This is a genomic window from Thiobacillus sp. (assembly GCA_024235835.1).
GTDB lineage: Bacteria > Pseudomonadota > Gammaproteobacteria > Burkholderiales > Thiobacillaceae > PFJX01.
Map to the genome: position 1 here is coordinate 108420 of JACKLQ010000003.1, position 26019 is coordinate 134438.

Consider the following 26019-nt stretch of genomic DNA (forward strand, 5'->3'; position numbering starts at 1 on the left):
GCTCATTTTATCGGGTTTGACATTGAACTAACAGTGTAGGGTGGGGCGATGGATGGGAATCGAACCCACGACACCTGGAGCCACAATCCAGTGCTCTACCAACTGAGCTACCACCGCCACCGTAAAACTGGCCTGCCCGACAGGGATCGAACCTGTAACCCCCAGCTTAGAAGGCTGGTGCTCTATCCAATTGAGCTACGGGCAGAATTCCCGCGGGCGTTCGAAGAAATATTACAGCCGGTAACGTCTGGTCGGGGTGAGAGGATTCGAACCTCCGACATCTTGCTCCCAAAGCAAGCGCGCTACCGGGCTGCGCTACACCCCGAAGGCGCGGAAATATACCCGCCCACTGTGGGAAAAGCAATGCCGATACATGCGTCGCTCCGCTAGAATCAGTGTTTTCAGAAGCAAAAATGTTCCTGCCATGACCGCCCGCATCCTCGATGGCAAATCCATTGCCGACGCCCTGATCCAGGATATCAAACGACAGGTGGGCGAGAGGCAGGCGGCAGGGCAGCGCGTTCCCGGCCTGGCGGTAGTCCTGCTGGGCGCGGATCCCGCTTCCAGCATCTACGTGCGCAACAAGCGCCGGGCTTGCGACACGGCGGGCGTGCTGTCCATTTCCCACGACCTGCCCGCCAGCACCACCCAGGAGGAACTGCTGGCCCTGATCAAACTGCTCAACGACGATCCCACCGTGGACGGCATCCTGGTACAGGCGCCCCTGCCGGCCCAGATCGACGACGAGACAGTGGTGGAGGCCATCCGCCCGGACAAGGATGTGGACGGCTTCCACCCCTACAACATCGGTCGCCTGGCGGTGCGCCTGCCCACACTGCGGTCCTGTACGCCCTATGGCGTCATGCGTCTGCTGGAGACCACCGGCGAACCCCTGCGCGGCAAGCATGCGGTGGTGGTCGGCGCATCCAACCACGTGGGCAGGCCCATGGCTCTGGAACTCCTGCTGGCCGGCTGCACGGTGACCGCATGCCATTCCGCCACCCGGGACCTGGCCGGGCATGTTGGCCAGGCGGATATCGTCGTAGCCGCCGTGGGCAAGCCGGAGATGGTAAAGGGCGCCTGGATCAAGGAGGGCGCCATGGTGGTGGACATCGGCATCAACCGCCTCGATGACGGCCGTCTGGCGGGCGACGTGGAATTCGCCGTAGCCAAGGAGCGGGCATCCTGGATCACGCCGGTACCGGGCGGCGTGGGCCCCATGACCGTGGCCACCCTGCTGCAGAACACCCTGGAAGCCGCATTAAAGCACCCTTGAGCTCCCCCTAGCCGAGCCAGGCCTTGATGCGCTCCAGGTCCACCATGCCACTTTCAGGCCTGTCCAAGCGCGTATAAGGCGCATCCATCTCCCCCAGGTCGGTCAACACCGCCAGGGCGCCGGTGAAATCGTGATCCCGGGTGTAGTCGTTCACCGTCACCACGGTGCGCAAACCCGCCCCCATGGAAGCGCGGATGCCGTTTTCCGAGTCCTCGAAGGCCAGGCAATCCTCCGGCTGCAAACCCAGTTGCCCCATGGCCCAGGTGTAGATGTCCGGCGCCGGCTTCTTGGCTGGGACGATGTCCCCGGCGGCGATCACATCGAACCAATCGGGGCCATCCGCCGCCAGGCTGTGGCGCAACAGCGCCGTCACGTTTTCTGGCGTGGTCGTCGTGGCCACTCCCAGGATCAGGCCGGCGGCTCGGGCCTCGGCCAGCAGACGCTTCACGCCGGGTCGCAGGGGAATGCCCCCCTCGGCCAGCATGCGCGTGTAATGACGGGTCTTGGACTTGTGCAGTTCCGCCACCATGTCATCGAAATCGGTGGGTTTGACGTAGTCCGGTCGGAACTTCTCCACGTAGAACTTCATTCTCTCCTTGCCCCCGGTCACCGCCAGCAGCTGCCCATAAAGCGCCACGTCCCAATCCCAGTCCAGGCCATATTCCCGGAAGGCGGCATTGAAGGCGGGACGGTGACCGTCCCGCTCCGTATCCGCCAGGGTACCGTCCACGTCAAACAACAGGGCTTTCAACATAAACATCCTTTCTTTCAAAGGTTTGTGATTCTTCTCAGGGTGAGTACACTTTCAAGTCCATCCCAATGGACGTCTTTCATGCACGCCACCGCCGTACAAAATCCGGACTTTGACCGCCTGTTTGAAGGCACGCTCTATTCCCTGCTCTCTTGGTCCCAACTGGACGCCTTCTGGAAGCGGGTGGACCCCGCTGCTGGCTGGTACCTCTACGCCGTGGGCGAGCCCCGTCCCGAAGCACCTGTCGACGCCGAGCATGTCACCGCCTTCATCCTGCGCATTGACGATCTCCTGCGCAAGGAACATCACGAGGACTACTGCGGCATTGTCTATGCTGACGACCTGGAGACCCCGAGCCTGGTGAAGATCTATGACCCCAACAATCTGGGCACCTCCTGCGGCTCCAGCAAGCACCGTATCCTGCCCGGCTGGGTCATGTCACGCATGCAGCCTTCGGACCTGGATGCCCCCCAGTTCGTGCCCCAGAACCGCAAACGCTGGTGGCAGGGCTTCATGGAGTTCATTGGGGCGAATTAGCCTGGCATCAAACCGGAAAACGCTCCGAGACATTAAAAAAGCCAGCTGGTGAGCTGGCTTTTTTGTGTCCGGCCGGGTTACTCGGCCGTCGGGGCCTCGACCGGTTGGGCCGGCTTGGGCGGCGGTTCCAGGAGAGCCTTGATGGACAGGCGCATGCGGCCTTTCTCGTCCGTCTCGAGGACTTTCACCTTCACGGCCTGACCTTCCTTCAGATGGTCGCCTACCGTAGCCACCCGCTCATGGGCAATCTGGGAGATGTGCAGCAGCCCATCCTTGCCCGGCAGGATATTGACGATGGCGCCGAAGTCCAGAATCTTCAGCACGGTGCCGTCGTAGACCTTGCCCACTTCCACTTCCGCGGTGATGTCTTCGATGCGCTTCTTGGCCAGTTCGCCGGACTCGGTGCTGGTGCAGGCGATCTTGATGGTGCCGGTCTCGTCGATGTCGATCTGGGTGCCGGTCTCTTCCGTCAGGGCACGGATCGTTGCACCACCCTTGCCGATCACGTCGCGGATCTTCTCCGGGTTGATCTTCATGGTGATGATGCGGGGCGCGTACTGGCTCATCTCGTGGGGCTTGGCTTCGGCCTCGTTCATGATGCCGAGGATGTGCATGCGGGCTTCCTGGGCCTGGGTCAGGGCCACCTGCATGATCTCCTTGGTGATGCCCTGGATCTTGATGTCCATCTGCAGGGCGGTGACACCGTCAGTGGTACCGGCCACCTTGAAGTCCATGTCGCCCAGGTGGTCCTCATCGCCCAGGATGTCAGTCAGCACGGCGAAGCGGTTGCCTTCCTTGATGAGGCCCATGGCAATGCCAGCCACATGCTTCTTCATGGGCACGCCGGCGTCCATCAGGGCCAGGGAGCCGCCGCACACGGAGGCCATGGAGGAAGAACCGTTGGATTCGGTGATCTCGGACACCACGCGCAGGGTATAGCCGAAATCTTCCTTGCTGGGCAGCATGGCCAGCAGGCCCCGCTTGGCCAGGCGGCCGTGGCCTATCTCACGACGCTTGGGGCTGCCCACGCGGCCGGTCTCGCCGGTGGCGAAGGGGGGCATGTTGTAGTGGAACAGGAAGCGGTCGTGGTACTCGCCGGTGAGGGCTTCGATGGTCTGTTCGTCACGACCAGTGCCCAGGGTGGCAACCACGAGGGCCTGGGTCTCGCCCCGGGTGAACAGGGCGGAACCGTGGGTACGGGGCAGCACGCCGGTGCGGATGGTGATGGGCCGCACGGTGCGTGTGTCACGACCGTCGATGCGGGGCTCGCCGGCCAGGATGCGGCCGCGCACCACCTTGGCTTCCAGGGCGTGGAACAGGTCCTTCACCACGTTGGCGGCGGTGGTGTCCATGTCCTCGGTGATCATCTCGGAAAACACCCGGTTGCGGATCTCGTCCACGGTGTGCGCGCGAGCCTGCTTCTGGCGGATGGAATAGGCCTGGGAAAGAGCCTCTTCACAAAGCTCGTTCATGCGGTTGATCAAGGCGGAAGGCGTCTCGGGGGCAACCCAATCCATCTCGTCCTTGCCAGCCTCGTCGGCCAGCTCATTGATGGCGTCGATGGCTGCCCGCATCTGCTCGTGACCGAAGACCACGGCGCCCAGCATCACGTCCTCGGGCAGCTCCTGGGCCTCTGACTCCACCATCAGTACGGCGGACTCGGTGCCGGCCACCACCAGGTCCAGCTTGGACTCCTTGAGCTCGGTCTGGGTGGGGTTGAGTACGTACTGGCCATCCACGTAACCCACTCGGGCAGCGCCTATGGGACCGTTGAAGGGCAGACCGGACAGGGTCATGGCGGCGGAGGCGCCGATCAGGGCGGGGATGTCGGAATCCACCTCGGGATTGGCGGACATCACCGTGGCGATGACCTGCACTTCATTGAAGAAGCCGTCGGGGAAGAGGGGGCGGATGGGGCGGTCGATGAGGCGGGAGGTCAGGGTTTCCTTCTCCGTGGGCTTGCCCTCGCGCTTGAAGTACCCCCCGGGGATGCGGCCCGCGGCGTAGGTCTTCTCCATGTAATCGACAGTCAGGGGGAAGAAGTCCTGGCCGGGCTTCACCTCGTTCTTGGCCACCACGGTGACCAGCACCACGGTGTCGTCCATGTTCACCACCACCGCGCCGGTGGCCTGGCGGGCAATCTCGCCCGTCTCCAGGGTCACCGTGTGGCGCCCGTACTGGAATGACTTCTTGACTGGATTCACGCTGTTCTCTTCCTATCCGGTTCTTGGTGTACGGCGACTTACTTGCGCAGGCCCAGGCTCTGGATCAGCTGGGTGTAGCGCTCGGCATTCTTTTCCTTCAGGTAGTCCAGCAGACGACGACGACGGGAAACCATCTTCAGCAGGCCGCGGCGGGAATGGTGGTCCTTGGTGTTGGCCTTGAAGTGGCCGGTCAGGTCGTTGATGCGGGCGGTAAGCAGGGCGACCTGGACTTCGGGCGAACCGGTGTCGGCACCGCCGCGTTGGTAATCCTTAACGATCTGCGCTTTCTGTGCAGTGGTGACAGCCATGGCATTACTCCTATGAAATCGCGTGGCCCGAGGCTTTTCAGGACACGTTCTGGAAAGTCAAACATTGTAAGCTGACCAAAGGGCACCGTTCAAGAAAAAGTCAGCATAAACGGGGCCTTAGATATTGGCCACCAGGCGTTTTGGGGCCAGTTTGCCGTCCATGTTCACCTGGGCCACGCCCAGGAAACACCCATTCGCCCCATAGAGCCGGTACAGTTCGTCCACCGCCAGCCGAGGTTGCCACACGGGCTGGCCATGGGTTAACTGCCACTCTGCCTCCACATCCAGGACCAGGGCGGGCAAGGCATCGATGAGGGCATCCGCCGGCGCCAGACAGGCATCCCTCTGGCCCTCGTCCATGTTGCCCAGGGCCTCCAGAGTCAACGCCTCTTCCACCGAGAAGGCGCCGACCGCGAGGCGCCTCAATCCGGTCAGATGGGCACCGCAGCCCAAGACCTGCCCGAGGTCGTCCGCCAGGGCCCGCACATAGAAACCCTTGCCGCAATGGATTCTCAGGGTGCAGGCATCCCCTTGGAGGCCTTCCAGTTCCAGGTCATGGATCACCACCCGGCGTGCCTTGCGCGGAATCTCCACGCCCTGACGGGCATATTCATACAGAGGGCGCCCCTGATGCTTGAGGGCGGAATGCATGGGAGGGACCTGTTCGATCTCGCCCATGAAGGGCGCCAGGGCTGCCAGCAAGCGGGTTTCGTCCACATCCACCGGCGCCTGGGCGATCACATCACCGTCCAGGTCTCCGCTGGAAGTGCGCACACCCAGTTTCACTTCCGCCCGGTAGACCTTGTCCGCATCCAGCAGGAATTGGGAAAACTTGGTGGCCTCGCCAAAGCACAGGGGCAGGAGGCCCGTCGCAAAGGGGTCCAGTGTACCGGTATGGCCGGCCTTGGCCGCGTTGAACAGTCGCTTGGCCTTCTGCAGGGCGGTGTTCGAGGTGAGGCCGACGGGCTTGTCCAGCAGCAGGACGCCGTCGACCTTACGTTTCATCGTCCTTGTGATGGTGCATGTCTTCCGCCACCGCGTCGTCGATGAGTTTGGACAGATGGGCACCCCGTTCCACGGACTCGTCGTAACGGAAAGTGAGCTTGGGCACGGTGCGCATCTTCATGCGATGGGCCAGCTCGGTGCGCAGAAAGCCCGCCGCCTTGGACAAGCCCTGCAGGGCTCCGGCATGGTCACCTGAAAAGCTGGTAAACCAGACCTTGGCGTGCTCCAGGTCGGACGTAACCTCCACGGCGGTGAAAGTGACCCCGACGACGCGAGGATCCTTCATCTCGCGCATGAGAACGGACGCCAGTTCCTGGCGGATCTGTTCGGCAACGCGGCGGGAACGGGGATTGGTGTTTGCCATGGGAGCAAGAGACGCGTGGCGAAGAAACAGCTACTTCGCCACTTGCCGCCTTACAGGGTGCGGGCCACCTCGACCACCTCGTAGCACTCGAGCTGATCGCCTTCCTCGATCTCGTTGAAGTTCTTCAGGGACAGCCCGCACTCGAAGCCAGCCTTCACTTCCTTCACGTCGTCCTTGAAGCGCTTGAGGGAATCCAGTTCGCCGTCGAACACCACCACGTTGTCCCGCAGCACGCGGACCCGGGCGGCACGCTTGAGCAGTCCATCCAGAACGTAACAACCGGCCACGGCACCCACCTTGGAAATACGGAACACCTGACGGATTTCGGCCAGGCCCAGGGCGTTCTCCTTCTTCTCCGGGGAGAGCAGGCCGCCCATGGCCGCCTTCACATCATCCACGGCCTCGTAGATGATGTTGTAGTAGCGAATGTCGATGCCGGAGGACTCTGCCAGCTTGCGAGCCTGGGCATCGGCGCGCACGTTGAAGCCGATCAGGGCAGCACCGGAGGCCAGGGCCAGGTTGACGTCGGACTCGGAGATGGCACCCACGGCGGCGTGGATGATGTTGACCTTCACTTCGTTGGTGGACAACTTGGTAAGGGCATGGGACAGACCCTCGTAGGAACCCTGCACATCCGCCTTGAGGATCAGGGGCAGGCTCTGCACCTCGCCTTCGGCCATGTTCTCGAACATGTTCTCCAGCTTGGCGGCCTGCTGCTTGGCCAGTTTCACGTCGCGGAACTTGCCCTGGCGGAACAGGGCAATCTCCCGTGCCTTGCGCTCGTCCGGCAGCACCATGACGTCCTCGCCGGCGGCAGGAACTTCCGACAGGCCCTGGATCTCGACGGGGATCGACGGACCAGCCTCGTCCACAGGCTTGCCGTTCTCGTCCAGCATGGCGCGAACCTTGCCGAAGGCTGTGCCGGCCAGGAGCATGTCGCCCCGCTTCAGGGTGCCGGACTGGACCAGGATGGTAGCCACGGAACCGCGGCCCTTGTCCAGGCGGGACTCAATCACCACGCCCTTGGCCAGGGCATCCACGGGGGCCTGGAGTTCCAACACCTCGGCTTGAAGCAATAAGGCGTCCAGCAGGGCATCAATGCCCTGGCCAGTCTTGGCGGATACGTCCACGAACTGGGCATCGCCGCCCCACTCTTCCGGCACCACGCCCTCGTTGGACACTTCCTGGCGTATCTTTTCCGGGTTGCTGCCAGGCTTGTCCACCTTGGTCACCGCCACGACGATGGGCACGTTGCCGGCCTTGGCGTGGTGGATGGCTTCCCGGGTCTGGGGCATGACGCCGTCGTCCGCCGCCACCACCAGGATGACGATGTCCGTGGCCTTGGCGCCCCGGGCACGCATGGCGGTGAAGGCCTCGTGGCCGGGAGTATCGAGGAAGGTCACCATGCCCTTGGGGGTTTCCACATGGTAGGCGCCGATGTGCTGGGTGATGCCCCCGGCTTCGCCCGCCGCCACCTTGGCGCGACGGATGTAGTCCAGCAGGGATGTCTTGCCGTGGTCCACGTGGCCCATGACAGTAACCACGGGTGCGCGGGACTGGAGTTCCACCTCCTTGTGCTCACCGGCGTCTTCCAGATAGGCCTCCGGGTTATCCGTGGGCGCGGGCTTGCCCACATGGCCCATCTCTTCCACCACGATCATGGCGGTATCCTGGTCCAGGACCTGGTTGATGGTGACCATGGAGCCCATCTTCATCAGGGCCTTGATGACCTCGGCAGCCTTCACGGCCATCTTGTGGGCCAGATCGGCCACGGAGATGGTCTCGGGTATCAGCACCTCCCGCACCACCGGCTCGGCGGGAGGGGAGAAGGCAGCATCGTGCTCGGCCTTGTGGTGGCGTGCCTTCTTGGTGCGCCAGCCGTCTCCGCCGTCCACGGCGCCTCGTGTCTTGAGTCCGGGACGCTTTCCGCCACCTTCCATTTCCCGCTGGCCCTTCTTGGCGCCGGCCTTCTCCACACCTTTCTCGGTCTTGACCTTTACAGATGGCTTTACCGCAGGCTTCACCTCCGGCTTGGGCGCCTCGGCAGCCTTGAGCTTGGCGGCTTCCTCGGCGGCCCGGCGGGATGCCTCACGTTCCTGCTTGGCCTTGAGCTCGGCCTCCTGGATGGCGCGCAACTTGGCTTGGCGCTTCGCCTCCTGCTCCCGCTGCTTGCGCTCCTCCTCGGTAAGGATGGACACAGGAGCCGCTGCTTCGGCGGGGGCTTCCGTGACAACTTCCGCCAGAGAGGCTTCTTCCACGACGGCGGGTGCCTCCTCGGGCAAGATCTCTTCAACTGAGGGAGGCTCAACCACCCGGACTTCCTCCACCTCAGGTGTGACGACGGGTTCGGGGGTGGCCGCGGTCTCCTCGGCATGGGCTTCGGCGGCGGCCTCAGTGTGGGAACCCTCGCGCTTCACCAGCACCCGCTTCTTGCGCACCTCAACCTGTACGGTACGGGTACGGCCGCTGCTGTCGGCAGTCTTGATCTCGCCCGTCTGCTTGCGGGTCAGAGTGATCTTCTTCTTCGGTTCCGCAGAACCGTGCTTGCCGCGCAGATAGTCCAGCAGCATGGCCTTGTCCTGATCGGACAGGGCGTCACCGGCCCCCTTCACGGCCACGCCTGCCGCCTGCAATTGTTTCACCAGCAGGGCGGGCTCGACCTTGAGCTCGAGTGCAAATTGTTCAACGTTCATGCTTTCTCCCCGTTCAGCTTCCCGCCAGCAGCGGCGCACGCGCCGTCATGATGAGCTGCTTGGCGCGCTCCTCATCCATCCCGGTGAGTTCGACCAGTTCGTCCACGGCCAGGTCGGCCAGGTCCTCCGCGTTGTTCACCCCCTTGGAAGTGAGCAGGGCGGCGGTTTCATCGTCCATGCCTTCCACGCTCAGGAGATCGGCGGCAGCGCTCTCTACCGCTTCCTCCCGCACGATGGCATCGGTCAGCAGCGCATCCCTGGCACGGGAGCGCAACTCGTTGACCGTATCCTCGTCGAAAGCCTCGATCTCCAGCATCTCGGAGAGGGGCACATAGGCCACTTCCTCCAGACTGGTGAAGCCCTCCTCCACCAGCACCTGGGCCACGTCCTCGTCCACGTCCAGCTTGACCATGAACATCTTGATGAGACCCTCGGACTCCTGCTGATGCTTCTGCTCCGCCTCGTCCACGGACAGGATGTTGATGTCCCAACCGCTCAGTTCGGCAGCCAGACGCACGTTCTGGCCGTAGCGTCCAATGGCAACTTCCACCTGCTCCGGCTCCACCACTACGTCCATGGCGTGTTTCTCCTCATCCACCACGATGCTGGTGACTTCGGCGGGAGACAGGGCATTGATGACGAACTGGGCCGGATCGGGAGACCACAGCACGATGTCCACCCGCTCGCCGTTCAGTTCGTTGGTGACGGCGGTGACGCGGGTACCGCGTACGCCGATGCAGGTACCCTGGGGGTCGACCCTGGGATCGTTGGACTTCACCGCGATCTTGGCACGCATGCCCGGGTCCCGGGCCGCCGCCTTGATCTCCACGATGCCCTCTTCCACCTCGGGCACTTCCAGGCGGAACAGTTCCTTGATGAACTCCGGCGAGGTGCGGGAAAGCACCAGCTGGGGGCCGCGCCCGCCCCGTTCAGCCCGCACCAGATAGGCCCGCACCCGGTCACCCACGCGCAGGTTTTCCTTGGGGATCATCTGATCCTTTTCCAGGCGGCCTTCTATGCGGCCGGACTCGATGACGGCGCTGCCCCGCTCCATGCGCTTGACGGTACCGGACACCAGGCTCTCTTCCCGGGCCAGGAAGTCATTCAGTACCTGCTCCCGTTCGGCATCCCGGATCTTCTGCAGGATGACCTGCTTGGCGGCCTGGGCGCCGATGCGGCCGAAATCCACGGCCTCCACCGATTCCTCGATGAATTCGCCCACCTGGACCTCGGGATCGAGTTCCAGCGCCTCGAAATGGAGGTACTGGCGGTCGGGGAATTCCAGGCCGGCCTCGTCGGGCAGCACTTCCCAGCGGCGAAAGGCCTGGTACTCGCCGGTCTTGCGGTCGATCTCCACACGGATATCCACATCCTCGTCGAGGTAGCGTTTCTTGGTGGCATGGGCAAGAGCGGACTCGATCGCCCCAAACACCACTTCCGGTTCCACGTTCTTCTCGCGGGCCAACGCATCGGCCAACAACAAAATTTCCCGACTCATCGCTTCCTCCGGGTCATGCCCTCTATCTCCGGCGCCAGCCGGGCGGACTCCACCTCGATGAGGGGGATGTCCACCAGGACGCCATCCATTTCCAGTTTCAATACGTCGTTTTCCAGGGACCGCAGCAGGCCGATGAATCGCTTGCGCCCCTCCATGGGCGCATGCAGTTTCACCTGGGCCCGCTGGCCGGCAAAGCGGACGAAATCCGCAGGCTTCACCAAGGGACGGTCCAGCCCCGGGGACGAAACCTCCAGACGGTCGTAATCCACGTTTTCCACCATGAACAACCGCGTCAACTGATTGCTTACCCGGACACAGTCGTCCAGGGTAATGCCCGCCGGCTGGTCGATATACAGTCGCAGCAGGCCACGTCCAACCCGTTCCAGGGCCACCATTTCGTAGCCCATGCCGGTCAGCGTCGGTTCAATCAGTGCTTGCAGGTCCATCAGCCCCACTCGGAACGCCAGAAATAAAAAATGGGCTCAAGGCCCATCCAGAAAACTTTTGGATTATACCTGGCCGGGCGAGGTAGCGCTACTCTCCACCCACGATGCGCTGGAGCTCCACGCGCTCGCCCTGGCTTTCCAGGGTGATGGCCGCCAGCCACGCACCGTCCCCTGGCAGGCCGGCCAGACCACGGTAGCCTGCCCCAGCTGACGACTCCAATACGACCACTTCACGGGCCTTCTGTCCGGGACGCCCCAGGGACAATTGCACCGTTACGCCGGGCACCAGGGAACCCTTGCCGTTCCTGATCAACACCTGGACTTCGTTGGCGTGGTCGGGACGCAGGGTGTCCAGGCCGACCACTTCCACGCGCCAGCCCAGGCGGACCAATTTCTCCTCCATGTTGCGATGGTGGGCGATGCTCTTGGCCGCGTCCTCGCCATGGGCCACCACACCGGCAAATCCCGTATGAACCCGGTTTTGAGAGGCGTTGGGCAACAGCAGGGCAGCCACATCGGGCGGTAACCCCTGGCGGGCCACATAGACGAATCCACCATACAGGACAGTGATTGCCACGAAAAACCCGATCAGCAGCCTGGGCACCCAATGGGTACCATCGCTCCGGGATGCCTTTTCCCCATACAGCAGGTACAGCATCACCGCCACGGTGGGGTAGGCGACGACATGCATGGTGATGGTATCCAGGCCCGGGCCGGTAACCACGGCATAGGCCAGATAGGCAAAGGTGGGTATCCCCGTAGCCACCACGGCGGACCAGAAATTGGACAGGCGCAGGCCCCTACCCAGGGCATACAGGGCGACAGTGAGCATCATGCCGCCGAAGATGGTGATGAGCAGACTCATGGCCGACCTCAGTGTTGGGTGAAGAACCGGGCCGGATCCACCACCTCGCCTGCCTGGCCTGCGCGGATGACGAACTCGAAGTCCGTGGTATTGCGGGCCACCTGGGGAGGCAGGCTGACGCTGGCCTGGATGATGACGCTTTTACCGTTCTTGATCTTCACGCTCTGGAAGTTGCCCAGGTCCAGGGCACCTGCGGGGAGGCCCCGGGCGCTGATGGCGAAGGTTTCCTCCGCACCAGAAATGTTGGTGAGACGGATCTGGTAACGATTGCGGATGGTGCCGTCAGACAGGGTCACGAACAGGGGCTGCCGTATCTGCTGGATGCTGTGCTCGAAACTGGAGCGATGGCCCATGTCATAGACCAGATAGGCCAGCATGAGCACCAGGGTTACGCCATAGCCGATGACCTTCAGGCTCTTCCAGTGCAGCTTCACAGGTCCCGGCTGGGGCTTGGCCAGGTTGGTCTCGGAGTCATAGCGAACCAGGCCATGGGGCCAACCCATCTTGTCCATGATGGTGTCGCAGGCGTCCACGCACAGGCCACATGAAATGCAGGTGTACTGCAGGCCATTGCGGATATCGATGCCCACGGGGCAGACCTGGACGCACAGGCCACAGTCCACGCAGTCGCCATGGCCCGATGCCACCCTCTCCTCCCGGGTGCGCAGCCCGGTGCGGGCGGCCTTGCGGCCCGCCTTGCCTTCGCCCCGCTTATGGTCGTAATGGACCGTCAGGGTTTCCGGGTCATACATGGCGCTCTGGAAGCGGCCATAGGGGCAGATGAAGGTGCAGACGTGTTCACGCAGCATGCCCGCCGCCAGATAGGTGGTGATTGTCAGCACCAGGGTGGTGATGTAGGCCGCTGCCGGTGCCTGGCCTGTGGCCATGTCGGCCAGCAGCGTGGGGGCATGGCCGAAATAGAGCACGAAGGTCAGGGCGGTCCAGAAGGAAAACAGGCCCCAGGCCAGACGGGTGCCCCCCACCTTGAGCAACTTCTCGCGGCTGCTCCAGGGCTCCCGAAACAATCGCATGCGGGCGGGACGCTCCCCTTGAAACAGCTTCTCAAGCCAGATGAAGGCGTCGGTCCACAGGGTCTGGAAGCAGAAGTAGCCGCAGAAGGCGCGGCCCACCAGTGTCGTCATGAAGAAGAGGAACACCGCCGCGATGAACAGCAGCAGGGCCAGCCAGAATATGTCCTGGGGATAGACCGTCAGGTCGAATATCAGGTAGCGACGGCCCGGGATGTCAAACATGACAGCCTGGGATGGTGCATCGGCGCGATTCCAGGGCAGCCAGGGCAGCAGGAAATACACGGCGAAGCCAAGCCACAGCACAGCGGTCTTGAAGCGGCGAAACCCCCCCCGGATGGAACGGGGCACCACGGGGATGCGTTTGAAGTAAAGCTCTTTTGTTTCCACGCTTGGACCTGCTGCGATATCGAAAAGAAAAACCCCGGCAGGCCGGGGTTTTCGCGGACTGGCGCTAGTAAAACCTGGTCAGGTTACTTGCCGCCGCCCAACTCGTGGACATAGACGGTGAGCAACTTGATTTGTTCCGGCTTGAGGCGCCCTTCCCAGGCAGGCATCACGCCCTTGTTCAAACCGGCAGAGATCACACGCCTGACCGCGGCCAGCCTGGCGGCATCATCCGACGCACCGGGCACGTCGGCCCAGAGCCAGACCTTGTCGGTCAGGTTGGCGGAGCCGATATCCTGACGACCCTTGGCGTTGTCGCCATGGCAATAGAAGCAGGCGGCGGCATGGGAGTGGAACAACCTCTCCCCCGTGGCGGCCTTGGCGGCATCGGCCTGGTTGCCGGACAGGGACAGCACGTAGTTGGCCAGGGCATCGATCTGCTCAGCGTTCAGGGCCTCGGCGAAAGGAGGCATGTAGCCACGGCGACCATTGCTGATGGTCTCGTGGACCTTGTCGAAGGTGCCGCCATACAGCCAGTCATCATCGGACAGGTTGGGGAAGAAGCCCACCTTGCCGCCGCCGCCGCTCTGGTGGCAGCCCGCGCAGTTATCGGCGAAGGCGGTCTTGCCGGCGGAGATCACGAAGCTGGACAGCTCCGGGTCCTTGGTGATATCGCCATAGGACATGGACATGAGCTTGTCGTAGTAGGGCTTCTGGGCGGCATAGCCCTCCTGCATCTCCTTCAAGAGCTTGGCACGTGTGTTCCAGTGCCAAGACTCTTCCTGGCCCTCGGCGTTGACGTAGGTCACCTTGTTCATTCCAGGCAGGAAGCTCTTGCCCACGGGCCAGGAGGGATAGATCACCCAGTAGACCAGGGCGAAGACCATGGTCACGTAAAGGCCCCAGATCCACCACAGGGGCAAGGGGTTGTTGTATTCCTGAAGGTCGCCGTCCCAAACGTGGCCGGTGGTCTGCACACCTGAGGTAGAGGCTTGGCTATGGGTATTGTCAGCCATTGGACTTGTCCTTCACTTCGTCGTCGTCATCTAGAAAGGGGATGTGCTTGTGCTCTTCCAGCCGATTGCCTCGCTTCTTGCTGCCGTAGACCCAGAGCACGATGAGGCAGAAGGTCACGAAAAAGATCAAGAGCCCCAGGGGCTTGGTATTGGCCGGATCGGCAAACCACTCCATCAGCGATACTTCACCAGGTCTTCAGGTTTGATCTTGCTGAAGTCCACCATGGTGCCCAGCACCTGTAGATAGGCCACCAGGGCATCCATCTCGGAGACGCTGGATCGGTCGCCGTCAAAGTTTCCTTCCTGGGCCTGGGCCACCAGGTTCTTCTGGGCATCCGGAATATGCAGGGTCTTGGCCACCTGCTCGCCGAACTTTTCCACGTTGCGCTGGTACTCCTCCTGGTTGGCGGAATAGGGCACGCCGGTGGTGCGCTGGGCCCGAAGACGGGCAGCCACGTCGGAGGCGTCCAGCTGGGTGGTCATTAGCCAGGGGTAGTTGGGCATGACCGACTCGGGCACCACGGAGGTGGGCTTGATCAGGTGCTGCACATGCCACTCGTTGGAGTACTTGCCCCCCACCCGGGCCAGATCGGGGCCGGTACGCTTGGAGCCCCACTGGAAGGGGTGGTCATACTTGGACTCGGCGGCCAGGGAGTAATGGCCATAGCGCAGTTGCTCGTCCCGGAAGGGTCGGATCATCTGGGAATGGCAGGTGTAACAACCCTCGCGGATGTAGATGTCACGACCGCGGGACTCCAGGGGAGTGTAGGGACGCACGCCCGGCACATCCTCCATGGTGTCCTTGATGAAAAACAGGGGGGCGATCTCCACCAGGCCGCCCACGCTGACGGCGAGCATGGTCAGCACCAGCAACCAGCCGGCGTTGGTCTCGATTTTTTCATGCTTGAAGTTCTTGAACATTTTCTAACCTCGGGCTTGCATCAGGCGGCGACGGTGGCGGCACGGGTTCCAGCAGCCTCGGCGGCCACACCCTGGCGGATGGTCATGAAGACGTTGTAGGCCATCAGGCACATGCCGGTGAGATAGAACATGCCGCCGATGGCGCGCATGGCGTAGAAGGGATGCATGGCGGAAACCGACTCCACGAAGGAGTACTGCAGGTTGCCGAAGTCATCGAATGCACGCCACATCAGGCCCTGGGAGATGCCGGAGATCCACATGGCCGTGATGTACAGCAGGACGCCGATGGTGGCCAGCCAGAAGTGGGCATTGATCAGCTTGACGCTGTACATCTCGGTTTTCCACAGGCGGGGGATCATGTGGTACAGGGAGCCGAAGGCGATCATGGCCACCCAGCCCAGGGCGCCGGAGTGCACGTGGCCTACGGTCCAGTCGGTGTAATGGGACAGGGCGTTCACGTCCTTCAGGGACATGAGGGGACCTTCGAAGGTGGACATGCCGTAGAAGGACAGTGCCACGATCATGAAGCGCATGATGGGGTCGGTGCGCAACTTATCCCAGGCGCCGGAGAGGGTCATGATGCCGTTGATCATGCCGCCCCAGGACGGCAGCAGCAGCATGATGGAGAAGGTGGCGCCCAGGGTAGAAGCCCAATCGGGCAGCGCGGTCCAGTGCAGGTGGTGGGTGCCCACCCACATGTACATGAAGGACAGGGCCCAGAAGTGGACGATGGACAGGCGATAGGAATAGACGGGACGGCCGGCGTGCTTGGGCACGAAGTAATACATCATGCCCAGGAAAGCCGCGGTGAGGAAGAAGCCCACGGCGTTGTGGCCGTACCACCACTGGGTCATGGCGTCCTGGGCGCCGGAGAACAGGCTGTAGGACTTCATCGTGAACAGATCCACGGGCACGGCGATATTGTTGAAGGTGTGCAGCAGGGCGGTCACCAGGATGAAGGACAGGTAGAACCAGTTGGCCACGTAGATGTGGGGCTGCTTGCGCTGCATCAGGGTGCCGACGTAGACGGCCAGGTAGGCCACCCAGACCACCTCGATAAGCAGGTCGATGGGCCATTCCATCTCGGCGTATTCGCGACCCTGGCTGTAGCCAAGCACGTAGGAGGCAGCGGCGAGGACGATGATGGCCTGCCAGCCCCAGAAGGTGAAGGTGGCCAGGCCGGGGGCGAACAGGCGGGTCTGGCAGGTGCGCTGCACCACGTAGTAGGAAGTGGCGAACAGGGCGGAACCGCCGAAGCCGAAGATCACCGCGCCGGTGTGCACGGGACGGAAGCGGCCGAAGGAGAAGTACGGGCTGTCGAAGTTTAGAAAGGGCCATGCCAGCTCGGAGGCGATGTACACCCCCACGAACATGCCCACCACGGCCCACACGATGGCCATGACGGAAAACTTCTTGATGATGTCGTAGTCGTACTGCTCGTTGGCAGCCGCACCGCTTGCAGACATAACGCCTCCTAGATTACCGCCCGCCCTGATCATTCAATTCAGGGCACCTCAAAGATGCCGGATACCGGATGCCGGAAAACCGAATAAAAAAGCTTCGGGAGTATAGTTCCCCAACCGGGCCGCGGGCAAGTTCACCCTGAGTGCAAAAGGGTGTTCAAGTCCTGGGCAATATCCTGGGGGGGATGGGCAAATGGCAGGTACAGGCGGAGGCGTCCCTGGCCATCAAGAACGTAGCTTCCGGCGGAATGGTCCACCAGATAGCCAGTGGCCCCCGGTTCCACGTGCTTGCGGTACATGACCTTGAACTCGTTGGCCGCCGTGGCCACCTCCTCCGGTGTGCCGTAGAGGCCCAGGAACGACTCATGGAAATAGGGCACGTAGGCCTTGAGTATCTCCGGCGCATCCCGTTCAGGGTCCACCGATGCGAACAGCACCTGGACCTTGTCCGCCGCATCCGGCCCCATAAGCTGGAAGGCCTGGGCCATGTCGGACAAGGTGGTGGGACACACATCCGGGCAATGGGTGTAGCCGAAGAACAGCACCACCAGCTTGCCGCGGAAGGTTTCCAGGGTCACCCGGCGGCCGTTGTGGTCCGTCAGGCTCAGGCTACGGCCGAATTCCGCGCTTGTGATGTCAGTACCCTTGAAGCGGGGAGGTTCTACCTGGCCACCGCAGCCCACCATGAGCAGAGCGGACAGGACCAGACCAATGCAAGCGCGGCGCCCGTCCATGGGTCAGGTCGCGGGCATGGCTGCGGCGGGAAGATCGGCCAGCCTGTATTTGCCAGTCAGAACGGCCTTGGCAAGTTCTTCCAGATTCATCTCGTTCAACAGGGCCAGTATCTTCTTCTTCACCGGCAACCACTTGAAGTGCATGGGGCAGGCGGTGGCGTCGGAGCAATCCTTCAGGCCCAGGATGCAACTTTTGGTGAAGTCCGGCCCTTCTGTCAGAAGCAGCACCTGCATCAGGGAAGTACGGTGCATGCCCTCGCGCAGGCAGAACCCGCCAAGGCGACCCCGAAACGAATCCAGCAGACCATGCTTGCAAAGGTTCTGCAGGATCTTTGCCAGATAGGCGGCCGGAACGTTCAGGCGCTCGGCGATATCCCTGTTCAGCACCGGTTCCCCGGCGGGCTGGGTCGCGATGTAGATCAGGGCCTGGACCGCGTACTGGCTGGTGCGGGAGAGGACCATAAACTCACTCCTTAGGGATTTTTTTGTCCTGAATTATAGCGGGAGGGATTTTCCTGCATATAGGGATTTTGAGACAGGCAGGTATTGATACCATGCCCACAAAAGGGTCTTGGTTTCAGCCCTGGCTCAACAAAGCTTCCAGGCGCTTGGGCGCGAACAGGTCCGCCGCCAACCCCATGTCCCGCCCTGGCTGATAGGGCAATTCCGCCAGCAAGGGTGCGGCCAGCCGCTGGGCCAGGGTCGCCAGGTTTTCATCATGGGCCTGCATGGCAGGGTCTATGCGGTTGGCCACCCAGCCCGCCAGGTTCAGGCCCCGGGCGGCAATGGCCTCTCGTGTCAGCAGGGCATGGTTCAGGCACCCCAGTCGCATGCCCACCACCATGATCACCGGGAGGTTCAGGACAACGGCCAGGTCCGCCATGTCCCCATTTCGGGACAAGGGCACCAGGAAGCCCCCCGCTCCTTCCACCACCACCACGTCCGCCAGGCCGGTCAGCGCCTCATAGGCGACACGGATGCGGGGCAGCTGGATGATCACGCCCTTGTGGTCGGCGGCGATGTGGGGAGCGATGGCCTCGCGGAAGAGATAGGGGTTGACCTGGGCCAGGGGCCCTTCCACGTTGGACGCCGCCTGCAGCTGCAGCACGTCCTCGTTCACCCAGGCACCATTCTGCCACTCGGTTCCCGCCGCCACGGGCTTCATGCCCACGCAGCGGTAGCCCAGGCGACCATAGGCCCTCAGCAAGGCAGCCGCCACCCGGGTCTTGCCCACCCCCGTGTCGGTGCCGGTGATGAAAAAACCATTCATGGGGGATGGGGGATGGGGGATGGGGGATGGGGGATGGGGGATGGCACAGTGTAGCGGTTTTCCCACTTCCTACTCCCCACCTCTCCATCGCTTGTGGAATTCAATCACCCGCCGTCCATCAGCCAATTTGTCCTGTCGCCCGGCCCAGGCATGGCCATACACCACCTCGTAAGTGGCGGGCAGACTGCCGTCGCGGCGGAAGGCCTCGTAATTCCTCGTCAGGGCTGCCCAGGCCGCCTTGCCCATGAGACCGCCGCGCCGGCCTTCCAGCACTGTCTGGCCGCCGATACCCTTGATGTCCCCCAGCACCCCACGCAGATCAGCGTAGGTCAGGGTTATGCGTTCCATCTCCATGACCGGGTTGGCGAAACCCGCCTGCATCAGGGCGTCCCCCACGTCATGCATATCGGTGAAGCGATTCACGTGGGCGTGACGGTCCAGGCCCGCGCTGGAGGCCCGCAATTCCTGGAGGGTGTCCGGTCCCAGGGTGGCGAAGAGGAACAGCCCGCCCGGCTTCAGCACCCGGTTCACTTCCGCGAAGGCCCGGGGCAGGTCCACCCACTGCAGGGTCAGGCTGGACCACACCATGTCCAGGCTGTCCCGCCGCAAGGGCAACTGTTCAAGGTCGGCGCATAGGGGGGTGAGGGCAGAGCGGGAAGCGGTGAGGGGCGCAAGCAATTTGCGCCAGCCACTGGGCCTGCCATGGTGCCGCCGTGCCTGGTCGGCCATGCCGTGGGCCAGGTCCGCGGCCAGAATTCCAGCCTCGGGATACCGGGCCCGCAGGAGGGGCACGCCGAAGCCCGTGCCGCAGCCGGCATCCAGGATGAGGGATGGCCGGATCTTGATCTCCTCCAGGTGCTCAGCCAGGCGGCGGGCCACCTCCTGCTGCAGGAAGGCGGAACGGTCATAGGTGGCGGCGGCCCTTTCGAAGGCACGCCGCACGGATTGCTTGCTTCCCTCAGCCATGCAAAAACTCCGCCACGGCCTTGGCGAACCAGTCCGGATGGGAAATGAAGGGGGCATGGGAAGCGCCTTCATGTCGGGCCAGCCTGGCCTGGGGGAGGTGCTCCGCCAGCCACCGACCCGCATCCACCGGACACAGGTTGTCATGGGCGCCATGGACCACCAGGGTGGGACAGCTCACATCCCTGGCCACGGCGCGCAAGTCCACCGTGCGCAACAGTTCAAGCCCGGCCTCCAGCACAACAGGCAGGGGTTCCCCCCGGGCAAACACGGTCTCCCGCAGGCGGGCCACCACGTTCCGTGCCCCGTCCCCACCCCGTGCCTGGAGAGCCAGGAAGCGCAACAGCGTGGCACGGTAGTCCTGCGCCAGATCAGCGGCGAAACTGTCCAGCACTTCAGGCGCCAGGCCCAACGTCCAGCCGGGCCGGTTCAGGAAGGCGGGACTGGTGCCCACCAGTACCAGTTTCGCCACCTTGCCCGGATGCCGGACTGCCAGGGCCAGGGCCACCATGCCCCCCAGGGACCAGCCCACCAGATTGACGGGGGCTTCCAAGCCAGATGCCACGGCGTCCGCCAGGGACTCGGCGGAATAAGGAGATACCGGGGGCATTACGCCATATCCCGGGAGATCAGGCGCCCGCCCCGGCAAGACGGCCTGGGCCTCGGCCCAGATGCCGCCATGGAGGCCCCAGCCGTGAAGGTAAACCAAAGGATGGGGGATGGAGGATAGGGAATGGGTCATGGGGCCAATTCCCGGAGGGCGGCAACCAAGGTGTCCACGTCGGCCAATTCATGGGTGGCGGACAGGGAGATACGTAGGCGGGCCGTGCCCTGGGGCACGGTGGGGGGGCGTATGGCGGGGATGAGGATGCCCCGTTCCCTAAGCCCTTCCGCCAACCGCAAGGCCTCGGCATTGCCACCCACCACCAGGGGCTGGATGGGGGTCTCCGAGGCCATGAGCGGCCAGGGCAACCCAGACACGCCAGCCTTGAGGCGGGAGATGAGCCGCCCCAGACGTTCCCGCCGCCAGGTCTCGCCGGCAATGAGTTTCAGGCTGGCGGAAACGCCTGCCGCCAGCAGGGGCGGCTGGGCAGTAGTGTAGATGTAGGTGCGGGCCCGGTTCACCAGCCATTCGATGAGGTCGGCGCTGCCTGCCACGAAAGCCCCCGCCACGCCGGCAGCCTTGCCCAGGGTGGCCAGGTAGATCAAGCGTGAAGGGGGAACAGAAGAGGGGTAAGGGTGCGACAGCACACCCTGTCCGTCCTTGCCCAGCACACCGAAGCCGTGGGCATCGTCCAGGTAGAGCCAGGCGTCGTGGCGCTCCGCCAGGGCCAGCAACTCGGGCACGGGCGCCAGGTCGCCGTCCATGCTGAACACCGTATCGCTGGCGATGAGTTTCACCCTGGCCGTGCTGGAGGCAAGCTGCCGATCCAGGGTACCCAAATCCAGGTGGGGGTGGCGCGTGAGCTTGGCCCGGGAAAGCACCGCGGCGTCCACCAGGGAAGCATGGTTGAGCCGGTCCTCGAACACCTCGCCGTGGCGGTCCAGCAGCGCGGGCACCACCCCCAGGCTGGCCATGTAGCCGGTGGAAAACAGCAGGGCCCCGGGCAACCCCACGAAGTCGGCCAGCTCCGTTTCCAGTTCATGGTGCAGGCGATGGTGCCCCGTGAGCAGGTGGGCGGCACCCGCCCCCACCCCGGCGGATTCGACGGCCTCGCGCACGGCCGCCCCGATGGCCGGGTGATTGGCCAGGCCCAGATAGTCGTTGCTGGAGAAGGACAGGTAGTCCCGGCCATCCACCTGCACCCGGACCCCCTGGGGCGTATCCAGCACCCGACGGCGCCGACGCAAACCCTGGGCATCCAGGTCGACCAGGGCGGAGGGAAGTTGTTCCGGCAGCATGGGTCGGCTAAGTAACCGCTGTTGTATTAGTCACCCCGGCACACGCCGGGTTCCAGGAGCCCTGGATGCCGGCCTTCGCCGGCATGACCCTCTTCTCAATGGGCGCAGCGCCGCCCCTGGACCGGCTCCGTCTTCAGGCCCAGCCTGACGAACAGGGCCTCGTCGGCGCTCACGTCCGGGTTGCCCGTGGTGAGCAGCTTGTCGCCGTAGAAGATGGAATTGGCTCCGGCCTGGAAGCACAGGGCCTGGCCCAGGTCCCCCAGTTCCTGGCGGCCGGCGGACAGGCGTACGTGGGAGGCGGGCATGGTGATGCGGGCCACGGCGATGGTGCGCACGAATTCCAGGGGGTCCAGTTCCGCAGTCCTGCCTTCGTCGCACAAAGGCGTGCCGGGCACCTTCACCAGCATGTTGATGGGCACGGATTCAGGCTGGGGGTTGAGGTTGGCCAGCTCCATCACCAGGCCCGCGCGTACCCGGCGGGACTCCCCCATGCCGATGATGCCGCCGCAGCAGACGTGGATGCCCGCCTCCCGCACCCGGGCCAGGGTGTTCATGCGGTCATCGTGGGTGTGGGTGGTGATGACCTGGCCGTAGAACTCGCTGGCGGTGTCCAGGTTGTGGTTGTAGTAGTCCAGGCCTGCCGCCTTCAGGCGCTCCGCCTGGCCAGGTTTCAACATGCCCAGGGTGACGCAGGTCTCCAGGCCCAGGGCCTTCACCTCCCGCACCATGTCTTCCACCGGGCCCAGGTCCTGGTCCTTGGGCCCGCGCCAGGCGGCGCCCATGCAGAAACGGGTGGCCCCCGCCTGCCTGGCCGCCCGGGCGGCATCCACTACCTGGCCCACATCCATCAGTTTCTCCCGTTCCACGCCGGTGTCGTGGCGGGCGGACTGGGAACAATAGCCGCAGTCCTCGGAACAGCCCCCGGTCTTGATGGACAGCAGGGTGGAAAGCTGCACGGCATTGGGGTCGAAGTGCTGGCGGTGCACCGTTTGTGCCTGGAACAACAGGTCATTCAGGGGCAGGGCGAAAAGGGCCTCCACCTCCGCCAGGGTCCAGGTTTTCTTGCTAAGGGGGTTGGACAGGTCAGTCATGCGTGGGCTCCCACTTTCTTCACATCCTCCACTTCCAGGTCCTGCCAATCTTCCCTGCCCGCCCGCCAGACGTCATAAAGGGCCCAGGGCACCAGGACCAGCACCAGCACGATCGCCATGGCGGCCCAGCCGCCGGGAATGTAATCACCGAAGAGCGGAACGATGGGCACCGTGCCCACCACGCCGTAATAGCGATACCCCGCCCACTTGTTGAAATGCCGCACCAGGTGATGGGGATGGTGGGCAATGGAGGCATAGACGAAGATGGAGGCGGCCAGCCAGATCGCCAAGGGCGGCATGGACATGGCCAGCGGCAGGAAGGCCATCTTCTTGTCGGCCACGAACAGGCCCAGGGTGAACAGGCCTACAGCCAGCAGGGTGGTGCCCACTGCCAGCAGGTTGAACAGGCGGGCACTGCGCAGGCTGGAAGCCGCAGGGATCAGGTGCTTGTCGGACACGACGGGCGAATCTCCGGCAAAATCCGGGCAAACGACCGGATAAATACAAAAGGCACCGCATGGTGCGTGGGGGAGTGGCACTTGTCAAATCGCGCGATTCAGTTATTGAACGACTGTCTATTATTTGTTCAGTCCCGTCTTTCCCAACCCTGCCTGCTTTGCGGCGCCACGGTACAGGGCGACCACCTCTGCCCGGGCTGCCGCGACGATCTGCCCCGACTGCCCGAGGGCCGCTGCCCCCAATGCGCCCTGCCTTCCCACGGCGGCGCCGTATGCGGCAACTGCCTGCGCCATGCCCCCGACTTCGACCATACCGAGGCCGTGTATGCCTACGACTTCCCCCTGGATGCCCTCGTCAAGCATTGCAAGTACCAGGGAGCGCTGGAGGTGACGGCATTCTTTGCCCGGGAAATGGCCGCGCAAGTCGCAAAGCGGGACAGGGCCGACGTGATCATCCCCATGCCCCTGCATCCGGACCGGCTGGGGGAAAGGGGATTCAACCAGGCCGCGGAGATCGCCCGCCGCCTGTCAAGGCAGGTTCGGATACCCTGGCTTCCCCAATTTTGCCGAAGGGTGCGTGACACGCCATCCCAGGCAGGTCTGGACCTGAAGGCGCGGCGGCGCAACTTGCGAGGCGCCTTCCTGTGCGACGGGGACCTGACTGGCAAGCGCGTGGCCCTGGTGGACGATGTCATGACCAGCGGCACCAGCCTGAATGAACTGGCCGGATCGGTGAAGAAGGCTGGTGCCGCCAGCGTCACCGCCTGGGTGGTGGCCCGGACCCTGTAGCGTCAGAGCCTCTCTGGCAGGCGTCGGATGGCGTCGGCATTGGTCCAGGAAAAGCACTTGTCCGCCGCCTCCTGCCAGGGCAACCAGCAGTAGTCCAGGTGCTCACGGGGCGAGAGCCGGATCTCAAGAGGCTCCGGCACCACCAGACCAAACACGTGCTCCGTGTTGTGGGTCACCCCTGGGGCATAGCGATGACGCCAGCGCTCGAAGATCTCGAACTCGTACTGGCGCTGCCAGTCCATCAGTTCATGACGCGCTGCCTCCAGGCCCGTCTCCTCCCGCACCTCCCGCACGGCGGTCTGAGCCCAGGACTCGCCAGGTTCCTGGCTGCCGGTCACCGACTGCCAGTAGCCAGGGGCGTCGGCCCGCTCCAGCAACAGCACCCGCAGATCACGGGTATGGATTACCACCAGAACGGAGACAGGAAACTTGTACATGACAGGTACATGGGACGCATGGAATTCACCCTCGCCGCCTGCGCGTGCAAAGAAGGTCAGAACAGTTCCACGTCCGAAGCGTCGCTGCTCAGCTTGTCGGCTTGCTCCTGCTTGGAGTGGACGTACTGCTCCAGGGCGGCCTTCACGTCTCCTGTCTCCAGCAGCTTGTCGAACATGAGCTTTTCATCCTCCATGGAGTATTTGGCCCGAATCTTCTGCTGCAGGCCATGCCAGGCGAAGGGGTTGTACAACTTTGCGGGATCCCTCACCAAGGTGTTCAGGTCCTCCAGACTTCTGCAAACGTGGGACAGGCGCTGGCCCAAGCGGTCGTAGAACTGGAAGGCCACGATGGCCTGCTGCATCTGCCCCGTCACCCCGGCGCCATCCTCCAGCATGTCCTGCTTCACAGGAGAGTCCGGCAGGCTGTGCACCTTTTCCACCAGGGACATGAGATTGCCGTACATGCTGGTGAAGGTGTTGGTCAGCACCTCGACCGAACCGCTGGAATCCTTCATTGCCAACTCGATCTGGGCCACCGCCAGGTTGAGCATGAGGATGGTCTCCCGAACCTGGCTCCAGTCCAGGTCCGGCCTGGCGGAGGAGGAAGGAAATATGGGCGGGCTGTCGTCGTGCATGGTGGCTGGCTTCCTTTCCGATTTGGGTGCCATCTGGGCAACAGGGCAACAGGTCAGCGGCGCTTCCGCGAAGGCGCATCCGGGACCGAGGACTGCCGGGCATAAAGGTTGGTTACGCGGTCCATCACCTCGAGGATGCGTTCGCTGGTAGTGGCCACGTTGGCGGCATACTCGGGCCTGGCCGCCCCTGCCGCTTCCTGCCGCAGGGCCTGGTCGAAGAAAACCCACTGCATGCGGGCCATTTCCAGTTCGCGTTTGATCTGTTCAGTGTTCTCCGGCGCCCGCTCCAGGGCATCCATGGCGCTCAGGAACTCCCGCTTGGCGAGCTGGGCCTCGCTGTCCATGGCGGCACTGCCGATACGCCACTGACGGAACATGTAGAACTTGGCCAGCCGCTGGGACAACATGCGTTGCCGGCCGGCGATGTTCACCAGGCGTCCCAGGCTGGATGTGGACAGCAATTCGAGCTGCGTCGTGCCCAAGTGCGCCACCCGCAGCACTTCCTCGTTGACCTGGGCGATGAGCCGCGCGTTTTCGAGGCCTGGCGTACCAGCCAGCAGTTGGCGGTAGCGTCGCCAGATGCCCTCGAGTTCGGCATAGGTGGACTGGATGTCCGCGGAGGGTGCATAGGCCTTGAGTTCCGCCAGGTGTTCCTGGAAAAGCTTCATGGACGCGTCCAGAATGCGCTGCGACTGGCTGGGCAGGACACTCAGCCCCAACTGACAGTAGGCCTTGGCCATGCGCTGTGACAACATGCGCATGCGGCCGGCCTTGTTGATGGCCTCGTTGAGGGTGGTTATGGCAGCGATGGCAGGCTTGCTCTGCACGACGAGCGCCGCCAACAACCCCGCCCCCCAAGTAAGCCACTGCCTGCGTGTGATGGTCTGCATATTTATCTATTCCGTGTCCTGGTAGGCCCGCCGCGAAAAATACTCCATTTGCTACGTGCAGGACCAGTTGCACGCTGGGAGATATTGC

28 protein-coding genes and 3 tRNA genes are annotated in these 26019 nt (G+C 63.4%); 3 read left to right on the forward strand and 28 right to left on the reverse strand.

The features are described 5' to 3' along the window. Positions 1 to 41: 41 nt before the first annotated feature. From H6935_14455 to H6935_14465, 3 genes are all read right to left on the reverse strand, one after another. Positions 42 to 117, reverse strand: a tRNA-His gene (locus tag H6935_14455). A gap of 11 nt (positions 118 to 128) precedes the next feature. Next, positions 129 to 205: transfer RNA gene (locus H6935_14460), tRNA-Arg, on the reverse strand. Positions 206 to 248: 43 nt separating this feature from the next. After that, a tRNA-Pro gene (locus H6935_14465) sits at positions 249 to 325 on the reverse strand. A gap of 99 nt (positions 326 to 424) precedes the next feature. On the opposite strand from H6935_14465, the gene folD reads away from it, so the two are divergent. Beyond that, a complete protein-coding gene (gene folD, locus H6935_14470; protein MCP5279539.1) occupies positions 425 to 1276 on the forward strand; it encodes a bifunctional methylenetetrahydrofolate dehydrogenase/methenyltetrahydrofolate cyclohydrolase FolD in 852 nt (283 codons plus the stop codon). 7 nt (positions 1277 to 1283) lie between these two features. Here folD and H6935_14475 read toward each other — a convergent pair whose 3' ends face one another. Then, positions 1284 to 2036, reverse strand: coding sequence for an HAD family hydrolase (locus H6935_14475; protein ID MCP5279540.1), 753 nt, complete (start codon positions 2034 to 2036; stop codon positions 1284 to 1286). A gap of 72 nt (positions 2037 to 2108) precedes the next feature. Here H6935_14475 and H6935_14480 point away from each other — a divergent pair, with 72 nt between their 5' ends. Further along, complete coding sequence (locus tag H6935_14480; GenBank protein MCP5279541.1) at positions 2109 to 2564, forward strand: hypothetical protein; 456 nt, start codon at positions 2109 to 2111, stop codon at positions 2562 to 2564. 77 nt (positions 2565 to 2641) lie between these two features. On the opposite strand, the gene pnp is transcribed toward H6935_14480, so the two are convergent. The 21 genes from pnp to H6935_14585 all read right to left on the reverse strand — a co-directional run bounded on the left by pnp (position 2642) and on the right by H6935_14585 (position 23180). Further along, positions 2642 to 4768 carry a polyribonucleotide nucleotidyltransferase gene (pnp, locus tag H6935_14485; GenBank protein ID MCP5279542.1) on the reverse strand — a complete coding sequence of 709 codons (2127 nt, stop codon included), beginning with the start codon at positions 4766 to 4768 and terminating at the stop codon, positions 2642 to 2644. Positions 4769 to 4806: 38 nt separating this feature from the next. Beyond that, a complete protein-coding gene (gene rpsO / locus H6935_14490) occupies positions 4807 to 5076 on the reverse strand; it encodes a 30S ribosomal protein S15 (GenBank protein MCP5279543.1) in 270 nt (89 codons plus the stop codon). Positions 5077 to 5193: 117 nt separating this feature from the next. Continuing rightward, positions 5194 to 6081 (reverse strand): tRNA pseudouridine(55) synthase TruB, encoded by an 888-nt coding sequence (truB, locus tag H6935_14495; protein MCP5279544.1) that lies wholly within the window; start codon positions 6079 to 6081, stop codon positions 5194 to 5196. Continuing rightward, on the reverse strand, positions 6071 to 6445 hold the full coding sequence (rbfA, locus tag H6935_14500; GenBank protein ID MCP5279545.1) for a 30S ribosome-binding factor RbfA: 375 nt from the start codon (positions 6443 to 6445) through the stop codon (positions 6071 to 6073). Before rbfA ends, truB begins: the two co-directional genes overlap by 11 nt. A 50-nt stretch (positions 6446 to 6495) precedes the next feature. After that, positions 6496 to 9138 (reverse strand): translation initiation factor IF-2, encoded by a 2643-nt coding sequence (infB, locus tag H6935_14505; protein ID MCP5279546.1) that lies wholly within the window; start codon positions 9136 to 9138, stop codon positions 6496 to 6498. A 13-nt stretch (positions 9139 to 9151) separates the two neighbouring features. Then, on the reverse strand, positions 9152 to 10636 hold the full coding sequence (nusA, locus tag H6935_14510) for a transcription termination/antitermination protein NusA (protein MCP5279547.1): 1485 nt from the start codon (positions 10634 to 10636) through the stop codon (positions 9152 to 9154). Next, positions 10633 to 11082, reverse strand: a complete 450-nt coding sequence (gene rimP / locus H6935_14515; protein ID MCP5279548.1) for a ribosome maturation factor RimP — start codon at positions 11080 to 11082, stop codon at positions 10633 to 10635. The genes nusA and rimP overlap by 4 nt, the downstream gene beginning before the upstream one ends. 88 nt (positions 11083 to 11170) lie before the next feature. Further along, positions 11171 to 11947 (reverse strand): FixH family protein, encoded by a 777-nt coding sequence (locus H6935_14520; protein MCP5279549.1) that lies wholly within the window; start codon positions 11945 to 11947, stop codon positions 11171 to 11173. A gap of 8 nt (positions 11948 to 11955) precedes the next feature. Then, positions 11956 to 13314: a cytochrome c oxidase accessory protein CcoG gene (gene ccoG, locus H6935_14525; GenBank protein MCP5279550.1), complete on the reverse strand. Its 1359-nt coding sequence runs from the start codon at positions 13312 to 13314 to the stop codon at positions 11956 to 11958. Positions 13315 to 13448: 134 nt separating this feature from the next. After that, positions 13449 to 14378: a cytochrome-c oxidase, cbb3-type subunit III gene (ccoP, locus tag H6935_14530; protein MCP5279551.1), complete on the reverse strand. Its 930-nt coding sequence runs from the start codon at positions 14376 to 14378 to the stop codon at positions 13449 to 13451. Further along, on the reverse strand, positions 14371 to 14553 hold the full coding sequence (locus H6935_14535; GenBank protein ID MCP5279552.1) for a cbb3-type cytochrome c oxidase subunit 3: 183 nt from the start codon (positions 14551 to 14553) through the stop codon (positions 14371 to 14373). Before H6935_14535 ends, ccoP begins: the two co-directional genes overlap by 8 nt. Beyond that, positions 14553 to 15299, reverse strand: a complete 747-nt coding sequence (ccoO, locus tag H6935_14540) for a cytochrome-c oxidase, cbb3-type subunit II (protein MCP5279553.1) — start codon at positions 15297 to 15299, stop codon at positions 14553 to 14555. The genes H6935_14535 and ccoO overlap by 1 nt, the downstream gene beginning before the upstream one ends. A 20-nt stretch (positions 15300 to 15319) precedes the next feature. After that, a complete protein-coding gene (gene ccoN / locus H6935_14545) occupies positions 15320 to 16765 on the reverse strand; it encodes a cytochrome-c oxidase, cbb3-type subunit I (protein ID MCP5279554.1) in 1446 nt (481 codons plus the stop codon). 131 nt (positions 16766 to 16896) lie between these two features. Then, positions 16897 to 17496, reverse strand: coding sequence for an SCO family protein (locus H6935_14550; protein MCP5279555.1), 600 nt, complete (start codon positions 17494 to 17496; stop codon positions 16897 to 16899). 3 nt (positions 17497 to 17499) lie between these two features. Further along, positions 17500 to 17958, reverse strand: a complete 459-nt coding sequence (locus tag H6935_14555) for an Rrf2 family transcriptional regulator (GenBank protein MCP5279556.1) — start codon at positions 17956 to 17958, stop codon at positions 17500 to 17502. A 115-nt stretch (positions 17959 to 18073) separates the two neighbouring features. After that, the gene (gene bioD / locus H6935_14560; protein ID MCP5279557.1) at positions 18074 to 18766 is read right to left on the reverse strand and encodes a dethiobiotin synthase; all 693 of its coding nucleotides are present in this window, start codon (positions 18764 to 18766) and stop codon (positions 18074 to 18076) included. A 69-nt stretch (positions 18767 to 18835) separates the two neighbouring features. Beyond that, positions 18836 to 19732, reverse strand: coding sequence for a malonyl-ACP O-methyltransferase BioC (gene bioC / locus H6935_14565; protein MCP5279558.1), 897 nt, complete (start codon positions 19730 to 19732; stop codon positions 18836 to 18838). Continuing rightward, a complete protein-coding gene (gene bioH / locus H6935_14570; protein ID MCP5279559.1) occupies positions 19725 to 20471 on the reverse strand; it encodes a pimeloyl-ACP methyl ester esterase BioH in 747 nt (248 codons plus the stop codon). The genes bioC and bioH overlap by 8 nt, the downstream gene beginning before the upstream one ends. Beyond that, a complete protein-coding gene (gene bioF / locus H6935_14575; GenBank protein MCP5279560.1) occupies positions 20468 to 21631 on the reverse strand; it encodes an 8-amino-7-oxononanoate synthase in 1164 nt (387 codons plus the stop codon). Before bioF ends, bioH begins: the two co-directional genes overlap by 4 nt. 95 nt (positions 21632 to 21726) lie before the next feature. Next, on the reverse strand, positions 21727 to 22722 hold the full coding sequence (bioB, locus tag H6935_14580; protein MCP5279561.1) for a biotin synthase BioB: 996 nt from the start codon (positions 22720 to 22722) through the stop codon (positions 21727 to 21729). Next, positions 22719 to 23180, reverse strand: coding sequence for a hypothetical protein (locus tag H6935_14585; GenBank protein MCP5279562.1), 462 nt, complete (start codon positions 23178 to 23180; stop codon positions 22719 to 22721). Before H6935_14585 ends, bioB begins: the two co-directional genes overlap by 4 nt. A gap of 105 nt (positions 23181 to 23285) precedes the next feature. Between H6935_14585 and H6935_14590 the strand changes: the two genes are divergently transcribed. Further along, positions 23286 to 23969, forward strand: a complete 684-nt coding sequence (locus H6935_14590; protein MCP5279563.1) for a ComF family protein — start codon at positions 23286 to 23288, stop codon at positions 23967 to 23969. A gap of 2 nt (positions 23970 to 23971) precedes the next feature. On the opposite strand, the gene nudB is transcribed toward H6935_14590, so the two are convergent. Genes nudB through H6935_14605 form a run of 3 tightly spaced genes read right to left on the reverse strand, consistent with a single transcriptional unit; the run spans position 23972 to position 25931 of the window. Beyond that, positions 23972 to 24406: a dihydroneopterin triphosphate diphosphatase gene (gene nudB, locus H6935_14595; GenBank protein ID MCP5279564.1), complete on the reverse strand. Its 435-nt coding sequence runs from the start codon at positions 24404 to 24406 to the stop codon at positions 23972 to 23974. Between the two features lie 56 nt (positions 24407 to 24462). Continuing rightward, positions 24463 to 25041, reverse strand: a complete 579-nt coding sequence (locus H6935_14600; GenBank protein ID MCP5279565.1) for a hypothetical protein — start codon at positions 25039 to 25041, stop codon at positions 24463 to 24465. A gap of 53 nt (positions 25042 to 25094) precedes the next feature. Continuing rightward, a complete protein-coding gene (locus H6935_14605; protein ID MCP5279566.1) occupies positions 25095 to 25931 on the reverse strand; it encodes a type IV pili methyl-accepting chemotaxis transducer N-terminal domain-containing protein in 837 nt (278 codons plus the stop codon). Positions 25932 to 26019: the final 88 nt, after the last annotated feature.

Bases quoted from the DNA above. Each gene is read 5' to 3' on its own strand.
- folD (MCP5279539.1), top strand. From the start codon at position 425: ATGACCGCCCGCATCCTCGATGGCAAATCCATTGCCGACGCCCTGATC.
- H6935_14475 (MCP5279540.1), bottom strand. From the start codon at position 2,036: ATGTTTATGTTGAAAGCCCTGTTGTTTGACGTGGACGGTACCCTGGCG.
- H6935_14480 (MCP5279541.1), top strand. From the start codon at position 2,109: ATGCACGCCACCGCCGTACAAAATCCGGACTTTGACCGCCTGTTTGAA.
- rpsO (MCP5279543.1), bottom strand. From the start codon at position 5,076: ATGGCTGTCACCACTGCACAGAAAGCGCAGATCGTTAAGGATTACCAA.
- truB (MCP5279544.1), bottom strand. From the start codon at position 6,081: ATGAAACGTAAGGTCGACGGCGTCCTGCTGCTGGACAAGCCCGTCGGC.
- rbfA (MCP5279545.1), bottom strand. From the start codon at position 6,445: ATGGCAAACACCAATCCCCGTTCCCGCCGCGTTGCCGAACAGATCCGC.
- infB (MCP5279546.1), bottom strand. From the start codon at position 9,138: ATGAACGTTGAACAATTTGCACTCGAGCTCAAGGTCGAGCCCGCCCTG.
- nusA (MCP5279547.1), bottom strand. From the start codon at position 10,636: ATGAGTCGGGAAATTTTGTTGTTGGCCGATGCGTTGGCCCGCGAGAAG.
- rimP (MCP5279548.1), bottom strand. From the start codon at position 11,082: ATGGACCTGCAAGCACTGATTGAACCGACGCTGACCGGCATGGGCTAC.
- H6935_14520 (MCP5279549.1), bottom strand. From the start codon at position 11,947: ATGAGTCTGCTCATCACCATCTTCGGCGGCATGATGCTCACTGTCGCC.
- ccoP (MCP5279551.1), bottom strand. From the start codon at position 14,378: ATGGCTGACAATACCCATAGCCAAGCCTCTACCTCAGGTGTGCAGACC.
- H6935_14535 (MCP5279552.1), bottom strand. From the start codon at position 14,553: ATGGAGTGGTTTGCCGATCCGGCCAATACCAAGCCCCTGGGGCTCTTG.
- ccoO (MCP5279553.1), bottom strand. From the start codon at position 15,299: ATGTTCAAGAACTTCAAGCATGAAAAAATCGAGACCAACGCCGGCTGG.
- ccoN (MCP5279554.1), bottom strand. From the start codon at position 16,765: ATGTCTGCAAGCGGTGCGGCTGCCAACGAGCAGTACGACTACGACATC.
- H6935_14550 (MCP5279555.1), bottom strand. From the start codon at position 17,496: ATGGACGGGCGCCGCGCTTGCATTGGTCTGGTCCTGTCCGCTCTGCTC.
- H6935_14555 (MCP5279556.1), bottom strand. From the start codon at position 17,958: ATGGTCCTCTCCCGCACCAGCCAGTACGCGGTCCAGGCCCTGATCTAC.
- bioD (MCP5279557.1), bottom strand. From the start codon at position 18,766: ATGAATGGTTTTTTCATCACCGGCACCGACACGGGGGTGGGCAAGACC.
- bioC (MCP5279558.1), bottom strand. From the start codon at position 19,732: ATGGCTGAGGGAAGCAAGCAATCCGTGCGGCGTGCCTTCGAAAGGGCC.
- bioH (MCP5279559.1), bottom strand. From the start codon at position 20,471: ATGACCCATTCCCTATCCTCCATCCCCCATCCTTTGGTTTACCTTCAC.
- bioF (MCP5279560.1), bottom strand. From the start codon at position 21,631: ATGCTGCCGGAACAACTTCCCTCCGCCCTGGTCGACCTGGATGCCCAG.
- bioB (MCP5279561.1), bottom strand. From the start codon at position 22,722: ATGACTGACCTGTCCAACCCCCTTAGCAAGAAAACCTGGACCCTGGCG.
- nudB (MCP5279564.1), bottom strand. From the start codon at position 24,406: ATGTACAAGTTTCCTGTCTCCGTTCTGGTGGTAATCCATACCCGTGAT.
- H6935_14600 (MCP5279565.1), bottom strand. From the start codon at position 25,041: ATGCACGACGACAGCCCGCCCATATTTCCTTCCTCCTCCGCCAGGCCG.
- H6935_14605 (MCP5279566.1), bottom strand. From the start codon at position 25,931: ATGCAGACCATCACACGCAGGCAGTGGCTTACTTGGGGGGCGGGGTTG.